We start from the raw sequence: 14,966 nt of genomic DNA, 5'->3' as shown, positions 1-14,966 counted from the left end.
AAAGGATTAACACGGTGGCCGCCACAGCTAGGGTAAGCGATGGCTGAGGACGTTAAACCAACCCGGAAAAACCTGATGGCGATCGAGGACCGCATCGAGCTCTCCGAGCGCGGCCACGATACGCTCGAACAGAAGCGTGACGGCCTGATCATGGAGTTCATGGACATCCTCGATCAGGCCCAAGACGTACGCAGCGAGCTCGGCGAGGACTACGAGACCGCCCAGCGGAAGCTCAACATGGCGCGGGCGATGGAGGGCGACGTGGCGGTCCGCGGTGCGGCGGCCGCACTGAAGGAACACCCTGAGATCACGATCCAGTCGAAAAACATCATGGGTGTCGTCGTCCCGCAGATCGACTCCTCAAAAGTGAAGAAATCCCTCGACGAGCGGGGCTACGGGCTGCTCGGCNCNNNNGCGCGNATCGACGAGGCCGCCGANGCCTANGAGGAGCTCCTCGAGACCATCATCCTCGCCGCCGAGGTCGAGACGGCGATGAAGAAGATGCTGGAGGAGATCGAGAAGACGAAGCGCCGCGTCAACGCCCTCGAGTTCAAGCTGCTGCCGGAGCTGTACNACGNNNANGANTANATCGANCAGAAGCTNGANGAGCAGGANCGCGAGGAGATCTTCCGGATGAAGAAGATCAAAGAGAAGAAAGAGGAAGCCGAGGCCGAAGAAGCCGCCGAGGAAGCGGCCGCAGCCGCCGAAGCCGACGCCGTCGTGTCTGACGACTGACCGACGACTGACTGTCACTCCCGACATGCTTATTACATTTCCTCGCGTATCTTCAGTCACCGTCTGGTGTCTCGGTTCTCAGTGTTGAACATGGGCTGCGGATGGCGACACCAGACGGTGTTTCTACAGCCTCCACGCTCCTGTAGTGACTCCCTCTTTCACTGATTCGGGGTAGCCACGCTGCCGACATACCTGACTCCACGCAGACACTATTATCAAACACAATAATTCGTGGGGTACCTTTAATACTAATCTCCCGGTTACAACCATGTACAGCCTGTGAAAGCCCTCGGTGGACACAGGTCACCCATGTTCAACACTGAGAATCGAGGCACCTGGCCTTGATTCACTACCCCTACCCTACAGCGCAAACCCCGTAGCCGTGTCGCTGTCGACTGGGGATTCCTCGTTGTCGACGCCCGATCCGAGTTGTTTTGCCCGTCTCGGATGAAACGCCCGTATGAGCGACGACTGTCCCGACTGTGACTGTCCGCGCGTGACGATGCTTGTTCCTGACGCCCTCGCCGACTACACCGACGCCGACGCCCTTGCCTGTTGTCCGGAGTGTCTGCGCGCCGAACCGTGTGAGGCAGCCGCCGACGGAGAGCCGGAGTTCGAGACGATCCACCCTCGGTTTCCCCACGGCGACAACGGCGTCGCGTTCGTCCTGTTGCTCCAGCGGCTCGACTCGCTCGCGCTCAACCGCGCCGACATCGAATCGCTCATCGATGATCTTCATGCGACCGGAACGGACGTGTTCATGACGCTTGATCGGCTGCGTGAGGCAGACCTTGAGCCGTATCTGGATCTCGGGCGACGACGCGAGCAGCTGGAAGACGTTGTGTACGAGTGATCGAAAAGCAGGCCCTGAAGCCAGCCAGTGGAGGGGGAGGAGCCCGCGTGGGCTCGCTGGCGTCGGGCGTGGTGGAGTGGGGTGGGTCGTAGCGACTGGATCGCGGGTCGAAAATCCGAATCGCTACACCCATCGCTTCGGGTGTGTGTGACGTAGTTATCAGTCACCTACCATGGCTGGCAGGCAGTATTGTGTTCTTACTCGTCGGCTGAGTTCGCTGTCGCCGTCTCGTCGGTCGTCGCAACTGTCTCGTCGCGCTCCGCGGCCAGTTCGTCTTCGGTTTTCGGCGTCCCGTCGAGGTGGTAGTCGGCGGAGTTGTCCTGTGGGTCGTAACCGAGGACACGACGGGTGTTCTCGATGGAGTAGTATTTGCGGTCGTTGTCGGAGATGCCATACACGATCTCGAAGCCGTAGTCCGCGCTGATACAGCAATCAAAGAGGTGTGCACAGTCGGTAAAGGAGAGCCACATCGCTTGTCCGCGTTCGTAGTTCCGGGGCGGGTGGCCCTCAGTCAGGTTGCCGATCCGTACACAGACGACCGAGAGGTCGTGTTCGTCGTGGTAGTACCGCCCGAGCGACTCGCCGGCGACTTTCGAGACGCCGTAGAGGTTGCTCGGCCGCGGGAGCTCGGTCCCGTCGAGGCGGAAATCGTCCTCAGTGCGGTACATTTCCGGTTTCTTGGCTTCGGTTTCGTAGTTACCGACCGCGTGGTTCGAGGAGGCGAAGGCGACCTTGTCGACGCCGACATCGACGGCGGCTTCCAGCACCGACTGGGTGCCGTCGATGTTGTTGCTGAGAACGCTCTCCCAGGGGGCGTTCGGTCGGGGGTCGCCGGCGAGGTGGATGATGACATCACAGCCCTCGGCGGCGTTGCGGACGGCCTGCCCGTTGGTCACGTCGGCGACGTAGACATCGCTTTTGTCCGTTCCCTCGGGGAGTTTCCCCTGCGGTAGCGGTTCACGGTCTAACAGCCGCCAGTCGTGGGCCGGGCCGATATCCCGGAGGATGGCCTGCCCGACACGACCGCCAGCCCCGGTCAGCAGCACAGGTCGCGCCATTCACTCGGCTAAGGGAGGAGGATGCGTAAGTAACGCGCGGTTCTGTTCGGCCGGCTTTTTATTCGCCCGCGACGCCAAGCCGATACCACTTAGCGGCCCGCGACCGAGGAACCGGTATGCCCACAACCCGCGAGCAGGCCTGCTTCGAGGCCGGCATCAAGTTCGGCTCGCTGTACCACCAGTTCGCCGGCACGCCGGTCAGCCCCGACAGCACCCGAAGCCTCGAAACTGCGATGGCCGAGGCCATCGAGAATCAACCCTACTGCGAGTCGGTCACCGTCGCCATCGACGACGATCGCGTCGCCGACACCATCGATCACGAGAACGGCTACACCGAACTCACTGGGAGCCTGATGACCGTCGAGATGCACATTGCATACGAGGGCGTGACCGCTCGCACGCGCATGGAAATGGAAGACGGCTATCCGCTGATGAAGCTTGTCGGCGTTGTCGACGAAGCCGACGAGTGAGCCGACAGGGGCGCGAATTTCACTTTCACTTTCGGGCTCGTTTTTAACCCCTCACGGCGCGACGGTAGGGTATGAGCCAAGCGACTTTCGATGACGACGAACTGTTCGGCGAGGCCGCCGCGGAGACCCGCGAGGACGTCGAACAGCACCTCTCGGCGGCCCGCGAGGCGTTGCCGACGGCCGACGAGATCTGGGATACCAGCGCGGACAACGTCCTCGGCGTGCTCAACGGCCTGAAATCCGCCCTTGATGTCGGCGAGGCCCCCGAGCACCTCCGACAGGCGAAGAAGTGGTACACCCTCGGCGAGCGTGCCGATGCCTTCGAGGACGCCGACGATCTGGAAGCCGAAATCGAGGCCGTCGAGGAACTGCTGGAAACGATCGAGGACGTTCACGACGACGTGGGTGAACTCACCGGCACGGTCCCGCAACTCCGCAGTTCGCTGCAGGACGCTCACGACGACGACGACGCAGACGATTAATCCGGCGGCCGCCTGCGGTTCTTTTTGTTCTCACCGGTTACGGCTCTCGACGGCGACCAGTAGGTCAGCGAGTGCCTCGCCGCTGCGGTCGAGCAGCCGCTCGCCGAGTTCGGCCGTCGCCTCGGTTGGATCGCCAACGACGCCGCTGTCGGTGAACTCCGCGGAGTCGTGGGCGAGGTTGACGCCGGCGACCCACTCGCCCCACCCTTCGCTGGCTCCATCGCGGGCGGTTTCGAGTTCGGCTTCGCGGATCGCGTCGTCGTCAATGTGGTACAGCAGGCTTGTTTCGACGGGGCCGCCGTGGCCCATCTCCTGTTCGGTGTCGATACTGTCGAACCACGTGAAGGCGACCGCGTAGGCGTCGTCCTCGCGGGAGATCGTCCCCGTTATCTCGCGGAGCGCGTCGGTGTTGCCGCCGTGGCCGTTGACGATCACGACGCGGTCGAAGCCGTGGTGGGCGAGGCTGGCGACTGTTTCGCGGACGTAGGCGCGGAAGGTGTCCGGACTGACCCACAGCGTGCCGTCGAAGGCGCGGTGTTCGGCGGCGATCCCGACCGGGATCGTCGGGGCAACTGGGACATCCGCACCGGTTCGCTCGCGGTAGGTCTTGACGCCGGCCTCGGCGACCGCGGCGGCCGCGAGCGCGTCGGTGCCGAGCGGGGCGTGGGGACCGTGCTGTTCGGTGCTACCGATCGGGAGCACCGCGAGGTCGCCCTCGCAGTCGCGGATCTCGGGCCATGTCGCCGCCGAAAGCTGCATACCGGCTGTGGGTGCCGGTGGGTCTTGAACGTCATGTACTCATTCGTTGTTACGGGTGCCGTTGGTTCGACTAAGAACGTACAGAAAGCCCTCGATGCTCTCGACTCCCGCGGCTCGCTGCGCGCTTCGTCGCTCGCGGTGCTCGCTCCTGCAGTGCTTGCGTCGCCGGGGTTCGTCGAGTGGGCGGCCGGCAAAGCCGGCCGCCGCAAACGTGGCGGCTTCGCCGCCACGCGCATCTCGCCCTTTCAGTCCGCCAGGAATAGCGGTTGCTCCGCCAGCCGACTTTCGGTGGTTTCTCAGTCGTCTTCGGCCGTCTCAGTTCTGGCCTGTCGACGGCTCGCGCGGTCGATGAACGCCTGTGGCAGCGAGTCGATCTCGCCGGCCTGCACGCCCCANAGGTGNGCNTAGAGNCCGTCNNCNNNGANNAGNTCNTCGTGGGTGCCGCGCTCGACGATNCGGCCGTCCTCGAGGACGACGATCTTGTCGGCGTCCTTGATCGTGGAGAGNCGGTGGGCGATGGCGAACGTNGTNCGGTCGGNCGTNAGNNNGTCGAGNNNNCGCTGGATNAGCATCTCCGTNTCNGTGTCGACATCGCTGGTCGCCTCGTCGAGAATGAGGATCGCGGGGTCTTCGAGGATCGCGCGGGCGATGGCGATCCGCTGGCGTTGGCCGCCGGAGAGTTTGACGCCGCGTTCGCCGACCATCGTCTCGTAGCTATCGGGGAGGTTTTGGATGAAGTCGTGGGCTTCGGCGGCCTCGGCGGCCGCGCGGATGTCGGCGTCGGTCGCGTCGAAACTCCCGTAGGCGATGTTGTCCCGAACCGTGCCGTAGAACAGGTAAGGCTCCTGACCGACGTAGCCGATGGCCTGGCGAAGCGAGCGGCGGTCGACGGCGGCGATGTCCTGGCCGTCGACGCGGATCGTGCCCGTGTCGGGATCGTAGAGCCGCAACAGGAGCTTGAGGACGGTCGATTTCCCCGCGCCGGTCGGCCCGACGAGCGCGAGCGTGTCGCCGCCCTCGACGGTGAAATCGAGGTCCGCCAGCACCGGGTTCTCCTCGTCGTAGCTGAAGCTCACGTCGTCGTACTCGACGCGGCCCTCGCCCACGACGAGGTCGTCGGTACCGCTGTCGTCTTCGAGCGACTCGGTTTCGTCCATCAGCCCGAAGATCCGCTCGGCGGAGGCCTCCGCCCGCTGGTACATATTGATTATTTGGCCGAACTGTGCCATCGGCCAGACGAGCTGTTGGGTGAAGAGGATGAAGACGACGAACTCGCCGGTCGAAAGCGTGCCGGTGAACGGGCCGGGGCCGGAGCCCGAGAAGACCCACAGTCCGCCGACGAGGAAGGTGAGGATGAAGCCCGCACCGGAGATGAGTTGGAGCCCGGGGAAGAAGCGGATGCGGATCGTGATCGCACCCCAGTTCGTCTCGTAGTAGTCCNGNGAGACGTCGTCGACGCGGNCGGANTCGNANTNCTCNGTGTTNGANGNNTTGATGACCTGGATGCCGCCGAGGTTGTTTTCGAGTCGGGAGTTCACGTCGCCGACGCTGGAGCGGACGGCGGCGTACTTCGGTTGGATCGTCGTGACGAAAATGTAGGTGAAGACGGCGATCAGCGGGACGGGCGAGAGCGCGACGACCGCGAGTTGGGGATTGAGATAGACGAGATACGCGGCGATGGCGACGACCATCACCGCCAGGCGGAAGGCGGAGTTGAGGCCGTCGTTGAGAAACCGCTCCAGCTGGTTCACGTCGTTCGAGAGGATCGACATCAGCTCGCCGGTCTGTTTGTCGGCGAAAAAGCCCATGTCGAGCCGCTGCATCGTGTCGTAGGTATCGGTCCGCACGTCGTGTTGGATGTCCTGGGCGAAGGAGTTGAACCCCCAGTTGCGGAGCCAGTGAAAGCCCGCGCCGACGACGAAGGAGGCGGTGATGAGGACGATGACGAGCGTGAACTGGTCGATGGCGTCGGCCGGCAGCCACGCTTGCGGCACCAGCGGGAGGTCGAAGGGTTCGACGCCCTGAAAGAGGCTGTCGATGGCAACGCCGAGCAGGATCACCGGCAGCAGATCCAGCAGTCGCGCGGCGAGGCTGGCGAGCACCCCGAGCGTGACCGACAGCCAGTACGGCCGGCCGTACTCGCCGACCAGCCGGCGCATCGGGTCATCGACCCGTTCGCGCTGCTCTTCGAAGGGGTCGTCCTCGGCCGCCGGCTCGACGCTACTCATTGAGATCGGTAGTGGGGCAGGCGGCAAGAGGGTTGGCTTCGGGTGCGTGCGTCCCTGGCCGCTGTTAGCGGTACTCGGCGGGGATCTCGACCCGGTCGCCGACCGCGATGTCGTTGTCAGTCGTGTAGTTGTGGGGGAGTTCGAGGACGTATTTCCCGGTTCCAGGGTACGGCCCATAGGTATCGACATCGGCGTGGTGGATCGTCATGATCTCGCCGTCGGCGTTGATGAAGACGATATCGATGGGGAAAGACATTCCTCGCATGACGTAGCTTTGCTGCCCCTCCGTGCCGTGGATAAACAGCATGCCCTCGTTGGGGCCGAGCGAACTGGTGTTGCTCAGGCCTGTAAAACGCTTTTTTGGTGTATCGGCGATCCGTGCGTCGACGGTGGCGAGCTCCGCGTCGGTGTCGCTGTCGACGACGGTGACGGTCGTCCACTCGTAGGAATCGTCGGCGAACACGCCGCTGCTGACGGCGAGGGCACCGCCGCCGACGATGACGGTAGCGGCGACGAGCGCGAGGAGCCATGTGGGGGGCCGCGCCATTGGACACCAGTTGGGCTGAACGCGGGATATGGCTTCCGACACGGAAGGAAACCGTTATTGACTGCGGGGCTGTCAGCCCGAGTGCGGGCTCGTGGTCTAGTGGTTATGACGCGGCCTTTACAAGGCTGAGATCGGTGGTTCAACTCCGCCCGAGCCCATCCACCTTTTGCGCTACGGGCTGCCGTCGGCAGCCCTCGGCAAAAGCTGGACCAAAACGCGGCGTCGCTCCCGATGGTCGCTCCTTGCGCCACTCGCTCGCTACGCTCGCTCGTGGTACTGCTGCTTGCATCCTACAGCACTGCCGCCGCGATGCCGTCTTTCGAAATCCTTTTTACTGCAATCCACTTCGCNNGGAGTGCGNGCCGCCTTAGCTCAGACTGGGAGAGCACTCGACTGAAGATCGAGCTGTCCCCCGTTCAAATCGGGGAGGCGGCATTCCACTTTTTGCTGCGTCGGGTGTCCTCGCTCACTTCGTTCGCTGCGGGCACCGCTCCTTGCAAAACCTGGACTAAAACTGCCGGCCGCTCCGTAGAGTCGCGGCCGGTGAAACCACGGCTCGCTTCGCTCGCCGTGGTATGCTGGAAACTTCTGTCAGGATCAAATCCTCGCTTACCCCTCGCGGAGCGCGGTCAGCGCGTTGCCGGCTGTGCCGAGGTAAACGGCGCCGTCGGCGACTGTCGGCGACCCCACGAGCGTCGCGCCGATCTCGTAGGCCCACCGCTCGTCGCCCGTGGCCGTATCGAGCGCATAGAGGCTGTTGTCCTGGCTCGTGACGTACACCGTCTCGTCGACGACGACCGGCGACGACCTGACCCACCCACCCGTCTCGAAGGCCCACTGTTCGGTGCCGTCGGCCGTCGAGAGGGCATACACCGACGTGGTTTTGCTCCCGATGTAGACCGTGCCCCGAGCGACTGCTGGCGAGGAAATGATCTCTTCGCCGGTATCGAACGACCACGACTCGGTCCCATCGGACGCCGTCACCGCGTAGACGCGCCCATCGGAACTCCCGACGTAGACGGTGCCGTCGACGACCGCCGGCGTCGGGCTGACGCTTGCGCCCGTCTCGAAGGACCAGACCATGTCGCCTGACGACGCTTCCAGTGCGTAGAGGTTGTTGTCGATACTGCCGAAGTACACGGTGCCGTCCACGACGGCGGGCGACGAGGACACGCGGCCACCCGTCGCAAACGACCAGCGTTCCTCGCCCGAGGTTGCATCCAGCGCGTAGACGGAGTTGTCCCGACTTCCGATGTAGACCGTGTCGTCGACCACCACCGGCGAGGACACGACCTCACCATCCGTTTCGAACGACCATTCCTCTTCGCCGGTCGTCGCCGCCAGGGCGTAGACAGCGTTGTCGTGGCTGCCGACGTAGACCGTCCCGTCGCTGACCGCCGGTGAGGACCAGACCTCGTCGCCGGTTTCGACCGCCCACGTTTCGGTTCCCGCCGTCGCATCGATGGCGTAGATGTGGCTGTCGTGGCTTCCGACGTAGACGGTGCCGTCGAAGACTGCGGGCGTCGACCAGACCGAGTCGTCAGTCTCGAACGCCCAGTCCTCGGTGACGCCGGTGGTCGGGCCGCGGCCGGCTCTCGTTGCTCCCGTTCGGGCCGGATCGTATCTGAACATCGGGACGGCGGCGTCGCTGGATGTGGCTGTCTCGTCGTCTGCGGACGACGCATCCCCATCCTCACCCGCGGGTGTCTCGTCCCCGGCACAGCCAGCGAAGCCGGCGAGTACGGTACTTCCGGCGGCACACAAATAGTCGCGCCGAGATGCACTGTCACGCATTGTGGAGTCTCGCGTTGGTGCTGTTTCCGTCTGCAGAATCTAAACAGTGTGTATTGCGCAAACACATCCGCGTCACAGAAGGGGAGGGCACCTGCCAGCGTCGCCGTTCGGGCGCGTTTACCCGTCGCCGACCTTCTTCGTCACCCGGAACTCGCCGGGCGGGTTGAGGATCCCGGCGACCGTCCCCATCGAGTGGACGACGGTGACGACGGGGGCCAGCGGCAGGGCGAGTGCCCACGACAGTTTCTCCGAGCCGTAGTAGACCACGCCACGGAGGTACCAGAACAGCGTGAACAGCGCGAGCACCAGCGGCGTGAACACGAACAGCCCGGCGGTGGCGACGCTCACGCCGAGCAGCGACAGCGGGACGNCGACGAGCGTNACGACCGGCGANAGNGCCCACGCGTAGTTNCGNAGNCGNGTNAGCAGNNGGTAGCNGNNNGGGAGNNNCNNCGCNGCNTCGAGGTTCCCGGCGGCCCANCGNCGACGCTGCTGGGCGATCTCGNNCAGCGACGGCGGGGCCTCGTTGCGACAGGTCGCCTCCGCGAGTTCGAACGTGAACTCCTCGATTTCCTGTGCGGCCGTCCAGACGAAGGCGGTGTCCTCGACNAGNNTCTNGCGGTCCCACGTCACNNCGTCCTCGANCTCCGAGCGGACGGCGATCCCGCCACCCCACGCGAACAGCGGCACCGACAGCCGGGCGAACGCACGCTGCTCGAGTTGAACGCCCATCCGGTAGACGTCGGCGAGATACGACAGCGCCGAGCCGGTGTGACGCGGCCGCTCCNGGANCTGCACCACGTCGGCGTCGGGCAGCCCGTCGAAGNNNTCGANNNGGCTGTCCTCGTCGAGATANAGGACGAACTCGCGGTCNNTCGCCAGCGCGCGGCGGGCCCACTCGATAGCTCGGCCCTTCCGCTCGGCGCGACACTCGAAGTCGTCGGGCACGACGTGGACGTTCGCGCCCGTGATGTCGATGTCGGTTTCGGCGATGACGTGCACGTCGTCGAGCCCGCTCGGCAGCGAGTCGACGGTCTGCTGGACGACGTCCTCGGCGTCGACGGTCAGGATGCGGACGTGTGTTTCGTCGGGGCCGTACTCCGGCGACGGCGGCTCGTAGCCCGCGCCGACGACGTAGGTGAGGACCACCCAGACGAGCGCGGTGGCTCCGAACAGCGTGGTCGTCCCCCACAGCACTGCGTCGAGCAGGCTGTCCCAGGCGACGACCCCGGGGAGCAGCGACGGCACGGCGACGGCGAACGCTGATGCGATCAGCACGGTTCCGATAGTGATCAACCCCATGCGTTCGGTGTTCATTGCGTCCGGTCCGTGTCGCTACACCCACTTCAACCGGGAACGCGTTCACGCCATCTTCCGCCCGATTTACGCCGATTTACGCTGTTTTGGGTCGAGTATCGGCGGCTTCAGACGCGAGTGACCGCACCGTCGCCGCACCGTGGCCACACCAGCGCGACCTGCCGCCGAACTTCGACACGCGCGACACTGCTCGCACGCTCGGTCGGTCGCTACTTCTCACCACTTACTCGTTCTCGCTCTCACCATCTGCCTGCGCTCGCCCGAGTACAGCGAGAGTCACGTCGAAATTGAGTCTGAGTTGCCAAAATCTACTTTCAGTCATCGCCCCCTGTATTATTCGGAATGTCCCCCAACCGACGATCCGTCCTCCAAGGTATCGGTGTTCTCTCAGCAAGCGCAGTCCTCCCAGCCGGCACGGCCCTCGCCGACAGCGGGGAGACAGCCGGGCTCCGCGTCGCCCACGCGTCGCCGGACGCCCCCGCGGTCGACGTGTACGTCGACGGCGCGAAAGCCGTTGCCGACCTCGAATTCGGCTCCGTAACCGACTACTTAGAGGTCCCAACAGGCGACCGCGAGATCGCCGTCAACGTCGCCGGCACCGAGACAACCGTCTTCGGCCCGGTTACCGTCACGCTCGCCGCCGAGGATTACAGTGCGGTCGCGCTCGGCGAAGTGACCAGCGACGACACGACGTTCACTGTCAGCCTGTTGCAGGACACCAACGGCGCGAACCTCGACGACGAGGCCCGCATCCGGGCAGTCCACGCCAGCCCCGACGCGCCCGCGGTCGATGTCACCGTCAACGACGGCGCGCTCACGGTGTTCGAGGACCTCGCGTTCGGCGAATCGAGCGGGTACGCCGTCGTCCCCGCTGCCGAGTACAACATCGAAATCCGGCCCGCTGGCGGTGGCGATCCGGTCTTCGAAACGACGGCGACGCTCGCGGCCGGTAGCACCTACACCGCCTTCGCCGAGGGCTACCTCACGCCGGACGACGAGCCAGCCGACGAGTCGTTCTCGCTGCTGTTGAGCGAAGACGCCTCGGCTCCGCCCCGCGGCGACGGCGCGGGTGGCCCGCCACAGGGCGTCCCCGGCAACGGGAGAGGCCCGAACTAGCGACACCAACATATGATTGAACCGGCCGACCGAACAGGGAGTGACGCATCGCCACCGTGAGCCGACGCTGTGGGACGCACGCGGTAGCTACTGGTTGGCAGCGGCCGGCTCGCTCTGTCCCGCTCCCGTCCCGATAGCATGGTTGCCACATCCGAATCGCGTGGGTCCCACTGTCTGTGTTCCTTCGGTACTCCAGCCCTCCCGTCCAGCCCCCACCGTATTCACGCCGATCCTGTCGCCAATCCGACAGCCGGCGGTCGTTTCTCCCTGTGTGATACCCCGGTATCTTCTTACCGCGTCTCGCACAGTAGAGGGACATGGAAGCGGTGCTCTGGCAGGTCCTCGCTGGCACCCGCGGCGGCCCCAACAGGGCGCGAATTCTCAAATCCCTGGATGACCGCCCGCGCAATGCCAATCAGCTCGCCGAGGAGCTGGGGCTGGCCTACCAGACGATCCGCCACCATCTCGACGTGCTTGAGGACAACGACGTACTCAAATCGACTGACGAGGAGTACGGAACGATATACCTCCCGTCGGATCGGACGCGACAGCACTGGGAAACAGTCGAAACCATCATCGAACAGGTAGACATACAATGACGCACGCATACGATCACACACAGTCACGGAGGGGACACCGATGAGCCTGACACTCGATACCGCCCGCGTTGCGGCGGGACTGAACGTCCTGCTGTTGCTCGTGTTGGTGAGTGTCTGGGCTCGAACGCTCCGGGAGATCCGCACGAAACAGACGCTCGGCTCGCTGCTGTTCGCGCTGTTCCTCCTCGGCGAGAACCTCTTGGCGTTCTACTACTACAATTTTTCAACTATTCCGCTGTCTGCGCCGGCCGTCCGCGCGATGATGTATCTCCAGATCCTCGAAACGGCCGGGATCGCGGTTCTCGTCTACGTCACGTGGGAGTGAGTGCGTCTCTCACGTCCTCTGTATGACCTCTTCGGTGGGTGCCGAGAACCCGCCACCGACCTCACTCGATCAGTTGCACCGTCGTTTCGACAAACGAGGCCGTTTGATCGAGCAGTGTCTCGATATCTTCCTCGATAGGTTCGTAGCCATAGTCGGCCTGTTTTCGGAGCGTCGAGAGGGCATTCAGGAATCGGCCGTGCTCACGGGATATGTCGCCGTCGACGACGATCTCCGAGCCGAACAGTGACAGGACACCACTGTGGGATGTCGGTTCGTGGCCGTGCTGATACAGGATCGCTTGTGCAGCGTGGAAGCAGGCGTAGTAGCATCGATTGACCACGACCGCATCGGAGAGGCTCGCTTCGTGGGCTCCGCGTGCATCATCGAGTGCCTGTCGGGCCTGTCGCACCTGCTCGTCGACGCCGTTGTCAGCCATACATCTCTCCGTCGCGCATCGCCTGCCGGACGAAGGGATGCTCTCGCCGCTGTTCGAATGTAGATTCGGAAACGGTGTGGACTTCGACTACGGGGCCGTACTCAAGCATCACGTCGTAGGCAATATCGCGTAGCGTGTTCTCGACGGTGTCCGTATCTGCGGCCTCACCAACGACGACGAGAAAATCAACGTCGCTGTCGAGCCCTGCGGCCTCCCCGCGTGCCGTCGAGCCGAACAGGATCAGTGATTCGAGCCCGTCGATATTGGCTTTCCTGACACGCCGGACGAACGCCGTTGCTGCGTCGGTGTGGCGGTCGCCGTCACTCGGGCGTTCGTCCGCTGTGCTCATACCTGTACCAAGGCTGTCCACGGTAAAACTACTTCTGCCGGCTGACTGTTCTCACTCACCTTCCAGTTCGGCTTTCAGATTCGCCAGCGTCGACTCCAGTTCGCTCTCGTTGTATCGCCGGACGAACGGCTCGATGACCCGGGAGATCACGTGGCCCGGGATCGCGTACTCCGCGCTGTAGGTGACGCGGCTCCCGCCGTCGACGGCCTCGATCTCGAACCCCAACTCGCCGGAGAGCCCGCCGCTCATTTCGAAGCGGTGCTGATTGGGCGGGTCGTGGACGGTCTGGACGAGGTGGCCGCTGACGGGGACGGCGACCAGTCGATACGTAAAATCGAGTTCTTTCCCGCCGTTGTCAAGCGGTTCGACGTTCGAGACCTCGCTGATCGCGGGCGTGATTCGTCGATGGTTCGTCGGTTCGTCGAGGTACTCGAAGACCGCTTCGGGGGACGCGTCGATCTCGATATCGTCGGCAACCGTTACCATACCGGGCCTACGGACAACGCCGGTATATCGTTTCGGTGCCCGGCCAGCCACTTTTTGTCCCCTGCGCCTGTAGTCGTCGCCAGTGACCGTTACGACCGTCCACCAGCCGACACACCGGGAAGCCCTCTGGGAGCTTGAGGCTGCCTTCGACCGCGGCGACCTCATCACGGTGTTCGGCCACTGTACCGTCGAGTACGACGGCCGGGCGGCCTCCTCGCTCGGGCTCGGCCGTCGCCTGCTACTCCTCAAACCCGACGGCACGGCGTTGGTGCATACCGACGAACAACAGCAGCCGGTCAACTGGCAGCCGCCGGGCTCGGAACACCACGCTGCCGTCCGCGACGGCCGGCTTCGGGTCCGCAGCGTCCGCTCGTCGCCCGACGAAACGCTGGATGTCCGTTTCGAGACGGTCGAACAGCTGTCGGCGATGGCGGTCAGCGGCCGCCGCGATCTCTCGGTAACTGGCAGCGAGGCCGACCTGCGGAACGCGTTGCTTGACCAGCCGGACGCTATCGAAGCCGGCTTCGAGCCGCTGGCGACCGAGCGGCCGACCGACGTCGGCCCCATCGACCTCTTCGGCCGCGATAGCGAGGGCCGGCCGGTCGTCGTCGAACTCAAACGCCGCCGGGTCGGGCCGAGTGCGGCGAGCCAACTCCAGCGATACGTCGAGGCGATTCGCCGCGAGGAGGGCGACGACGCCGACGTCCGGGGACTCCTCATCGCACCGTCGGTGACCGACCGCGCCCGGCGGCTGCTCGCCGAAGCCGGCTTGGAGTTCGCCGCCGTCGAGCCGCCGTCTTCTGATTCGGATGCTGGCGACGCTGACGCTGCCGATGCGACTGACGCCAACGACGACTCGGTGGCTGCCGCCGGCGACGACGCGAGCGGGCCGTCGGCCGCGGAGCCGGCGAACGACGAGTGAAGCAAACGAATTCCGGCGTGTGAACGGCTCACAGGCCGTGATATGCGGCTGTATTCGAAGGCTTTATTCGGGCCAGCGGCGTTCGCCACGACAAGTAACCATGGGAGAGAAACCAGCCTCGATGTACAGGGATATCGACAAGCCCTCGTACACACGACGTGAGTACATCACCGGCATCCCGGGCTCGAAGATCGCCCAACACGACATGGGCGACCTGCAGGCCGACCCCGAAGACTACCCGGTCAAAATCAACCTCGTCTCCGAGGAAGCCGTCCAGCTCCGCCACGGCTCCCTTGAGTCCTCGCGGCTCTCGGCGAACCGNCNNNTGCTGAANNNNCTCGGCGAGGANGGCGANTACAAGATGNTCCTCCGGAAGTTCCCCCACCAGGTCATCCGGGAGAACAAGCAGGCGACCGGCGCGGGCGCGGACCGCGTCTCCGACGGGATGCGGCAGTCGTTCGGGAAGATCGTCGGCACCGCCGCCCGCATC

At 64.5% G+C, this 14,966-nt stretch carries 15 protein-coding genes, 2 tRNA genes and 3 pseudogenes (1 of these 20 running past the window's edge); 11 read left to right on the top strand and 9 right to left on the bottom strand.

Annotation, left to right across the window (positions count from 1 at the left end; translation table 11 throughout):
- Positions 1 to 39: 39 nt before the first annotated feature.
- Both EGH24_RS09480 and EGH24_RS09475 read left to right on the top strand, forming a co-directional pair.
- A pseudogene (locus EGH24_RS09480) lies at positions 40 to 735 on the top strand (V-type ATP synthase subunit D).
- A gap of 460 nt (positions 736 to 1,195) precedes the next feature.
- On the top strand, positions 1,196 to 1,588 hold the full coding sequence (locus tag EGH24_RS09475; protein WP_142979897.1) for a DUF6276 family protein: 393 nt from the start codon (positions 1,196 to 1,198) through the stop codon (positions 1,586 to 1,588).
- A gap of 197 nt (positions 1,589 to 1,785) precedes the next feature.
- Here EGH24_RS09475 and azf read toward each other — a convergent pair whose 3' ends face one another.
- Complete coding sequence (gene azf, locus EGH24_RS09470) at positions 1,786 to 2,646, bottom strand: NAD-dependent glucose-6-phosphate dehydrogenase Azf (RefSeq protein ID WP_142979896.1); 861 nt, start codon at positions 2,644 to 2,646, stop codon at positions 1,786 to 1,788.
- Between the two features lie 116 nt (positions 2,647 to 2,762).
- On the opposite strand from azf, the gene EGH24_RS09465 reads away from it, so the two are divergent.
- Together EGH24_RS09465 and EGH24_RS09460 are read left to right on the top strand one after the other, a co-directional pair.
- Complete coding sequence (locus EGH24_RS09465; protein ID WP_142979895.1) at positions 2,763 to 3,116, top strand: dihydroneopterin aldolase family protein; 354 nt, start codon at positions 2,763 to 2,765, stop codon at positions 3,114 to 3,116.
- Between the two features lie 71 nt (positions 3,117 to 3,187).
- Positions 3,188 to 3,598: a DUF5790 family protein gene (locus EGH24_RS09460; protein ID WP_142979894.1), complete on the top strand. Its 411-nt coding sequence runs from the start codon at positions 3,188 to 3,190 to the stop codon at positions 3,596 to 3,598.
- A 30-nt stretch (positions 3,599 to 3,628) separates the two neighbouring features.
- Here EGH24_RS09460 and EGH24_RS09455 read toward each other — a convergent pair whose 3' ends face one another.
- The 3 genes from EGH24_RS09455 to EGH24_RS09445 form a co-directional block, all read right to left on the bottom strand.
- Complete coding sequence (locus tag EGH24_RS09455) at positions 3,629 to 4,357, bottom strand: creatininase family protein (RefSeq protein WP_142979893.1); 729 nt, start codon at positions 4,355 to 4,357, stop codon at positions 3,629 to 3,631.
- A 296-nt stretch (positions 4,358 to 4,653) separates the two neighbouring features.
- Positions 4,654 to 6,585: an ABC transporter ATP-binding protein gene (locus EGH24_RS09450; RefSeq protein WP_142979892.1), complete on the bottom strand. Its 1,932-nt coding sequence runs from the start codon at positions 6,583 to 6,585 to the stop codon at positions 4,654 to 4,656.
- A gap of 64 nt (positions 6,586 to 6,649) precedes the next feature.
- Entirely contained in the window at positions 6,650 to 7,132 is a 483-nt protein-coding gene (locus EGH24_RS09445) for a DUF192 domain-containing protein (protein WP_142979891.1), read from the bottom strand.
- Positions 7,133 to 7,217: 85 nt separating this feature from the next.
- On the opposite strand from EGH24_RS09445, the gene EGH24_RS09440 reads away from it, so the two are divergent.
- Both EGH24_RS09440 and EGH24_RS09435 read left to right on the top strand, forming a co-directional pair.
- A tRNA-Val gene (locus EGH24_RS09440) sits at positions 7,218 to 7,290 on the top strand.
- A 203-nt stretch (positions 7,291 to 7,493) separates the two neighbouring features.
- A tRNA-Phe gene (locus EGH24_RS09435) sits at positions 7,494 to 7,567 on the top strand.
- Positions 7,568 to 7,741: 174 nt separating this feature from the next.
- On the opposite strand, the gene EGH24_RS09430 is transcribed toward EGH24_RS09435, so the two are convergent.
- Together EGH24_RS09430 and EGH24_RS09425 are read right to left on the bottom strand one after the other, a co-directional pair.
- Positions 7,742 to 8,926 carry a beta-alanine-activating enzyme beta-propeller domain-containing protein gene (locus EGH24_RS09430; protein ID WP_142979890.1) on the bottom strand — a complete coding sequence of 395 codons (1,185 nt, stop codon included), beginning with the start codon at positions 8,924 to 8,926 and terminating at the stop codon, positions 7,742 to 7,744.
- A 117-nt stretch (positions 8,927 to 9,043) separates the two neighbouring features.
- Positions 9,044 to 10,228, bottom strand: a pseudogene (locus tag EGH24_RS09425) (glycosyltransferase).
- Positions 10,229 to 10,585: 357 nt separating this feature from the next.
- Between EGH24_RS09425 and EGH24_RS09420 the strand changes: the two are divergent.
- From EGH24_RS09420 to EGH24_RS09410, 3 genes are all read left to right on the top strand, one after another.
- Positions 10,586 to 11,359, top strand: a complete 774-nt coding sequence (locus tag EGH24_RS09420) for a DUF4397 domain-containing protein (RefSeq protein ID WP_142979889.1) — start codon at positions 10,586 to 10,588, stop codon at positions 11,357 to 11,359.
- Between the two features lie 317 nt (positions 11,360 to 11,676).
- Complete coding sequence (locus tag EGH24_RS09415) at positions 11,677 to 11,958, top strand: ArsR/SmtB family transcription factor (RefSeq protein ID WP_142979888.1); 282 nt, start codon at positions 11,677 to 11,679, stop codon at positions 11,956 to 11,958.
- 40 nt (positions 11,959 to 11,998) lie between these two features.
- Positions 11,999 to 12,283: a hypothetical protein gene (locus EGH24_RS09410; RefSeq protein WP_142979887.1), complete on the top strand. Its 285-nt coding sequence runs from the start codon at positions 11,999 to 12,001 to the stop codon at positions 12,281 to 12,283.
- Positions 12,284 to 12,344: 61 nt separating this feature from the next.
- On the opposite strand, the gene EGH24_RS09405 is transcribed toward EGH24_RS09410, so the two are convergent.
- From EGH24_RS09405 to EGH24_RS09395, 3 genes are read right to left on the bottom strand one after another with little or no spacing between them, the layout of a single operon-like run.
- Positions 12,345 to 12,719 carry a HEPN domain-containing protein gene (locus EGH24_RS09405; RefSeq protein WP_142979886.1) on the bottom strand — a complete coding sequence of 125 codons (375 nt, stop codon included), beginning with the start codon at positions 12,717 to 12,719 and terminating at the stop codon, positions 12,345 to 12,347.
- Positions 12,712 to 13,068, bottom strand: a complete 357-nt coding sequence (locus EGH24_RS09400) for a nucleotidyltransferase domain-containing protein (RefSeq protein ID WP_142979885.1) — start codon at positions 13,066 to 13,068, stop codon at positions 12,712 to 12,714. Before EGH24_RS09400 ends, EGH24_RS09405 begins: the two co-directional genes overlap by 8 nt.
- Positions 13,069 to 13,119: 51 nt before the next feature.
- The gene (locus tag EGH24_RS09395) at positions 13,120 to 13,554 is read right to left on the bottom strand and encodes an SRPBCC family protein (protein WP_142979884.1); all 435 of its coding nucleotides are present in this window, start codon (positions 13,552 to 13,554) and stop codon (positions 13,120 to 13,122) included.
- A gap of 82 nt (positions 13,555 to 13,636) precedes the next feature.
- Here EGH24_RS09395 and nucS point away from each other — a divergent pair, with 82 nt between their 5' ends.
- Positions 13,637 to 14,476 (top strand): endonuclease NucS, encoded by an 840-nt coding sequence (nucS, locus tag EGH24_RS09390; RefSeq protein WP_142979883.1) that lies wholly within the window; start codon positions 13,637 to 13,639, stop codon positions 14,474 to 14,476.
- A 100-nt stretch (positions 14,477 to 14,576) separates the two neighbouring features.
- A pseudogene (locus tag EGH24_RS09385) lies at positions 14,577 to 14,966 on the top strand (50S ribosomal protein L16); it runs 144 nt beyond the window's last position.

This window comes from Halonotius terrestris (assembly GCF_006861665.1).
GTDB lineage: Archaea > Halobacteriota > Halobacteria > Halobacteriales > Haloferacaceae > Halonotius > Halonotius terrestris.
The sequence above is the reverse complement of the archived record's forward strand: the minus strand, read 5'-3'. Positions and strand labels throughout refer to the sequence as shown.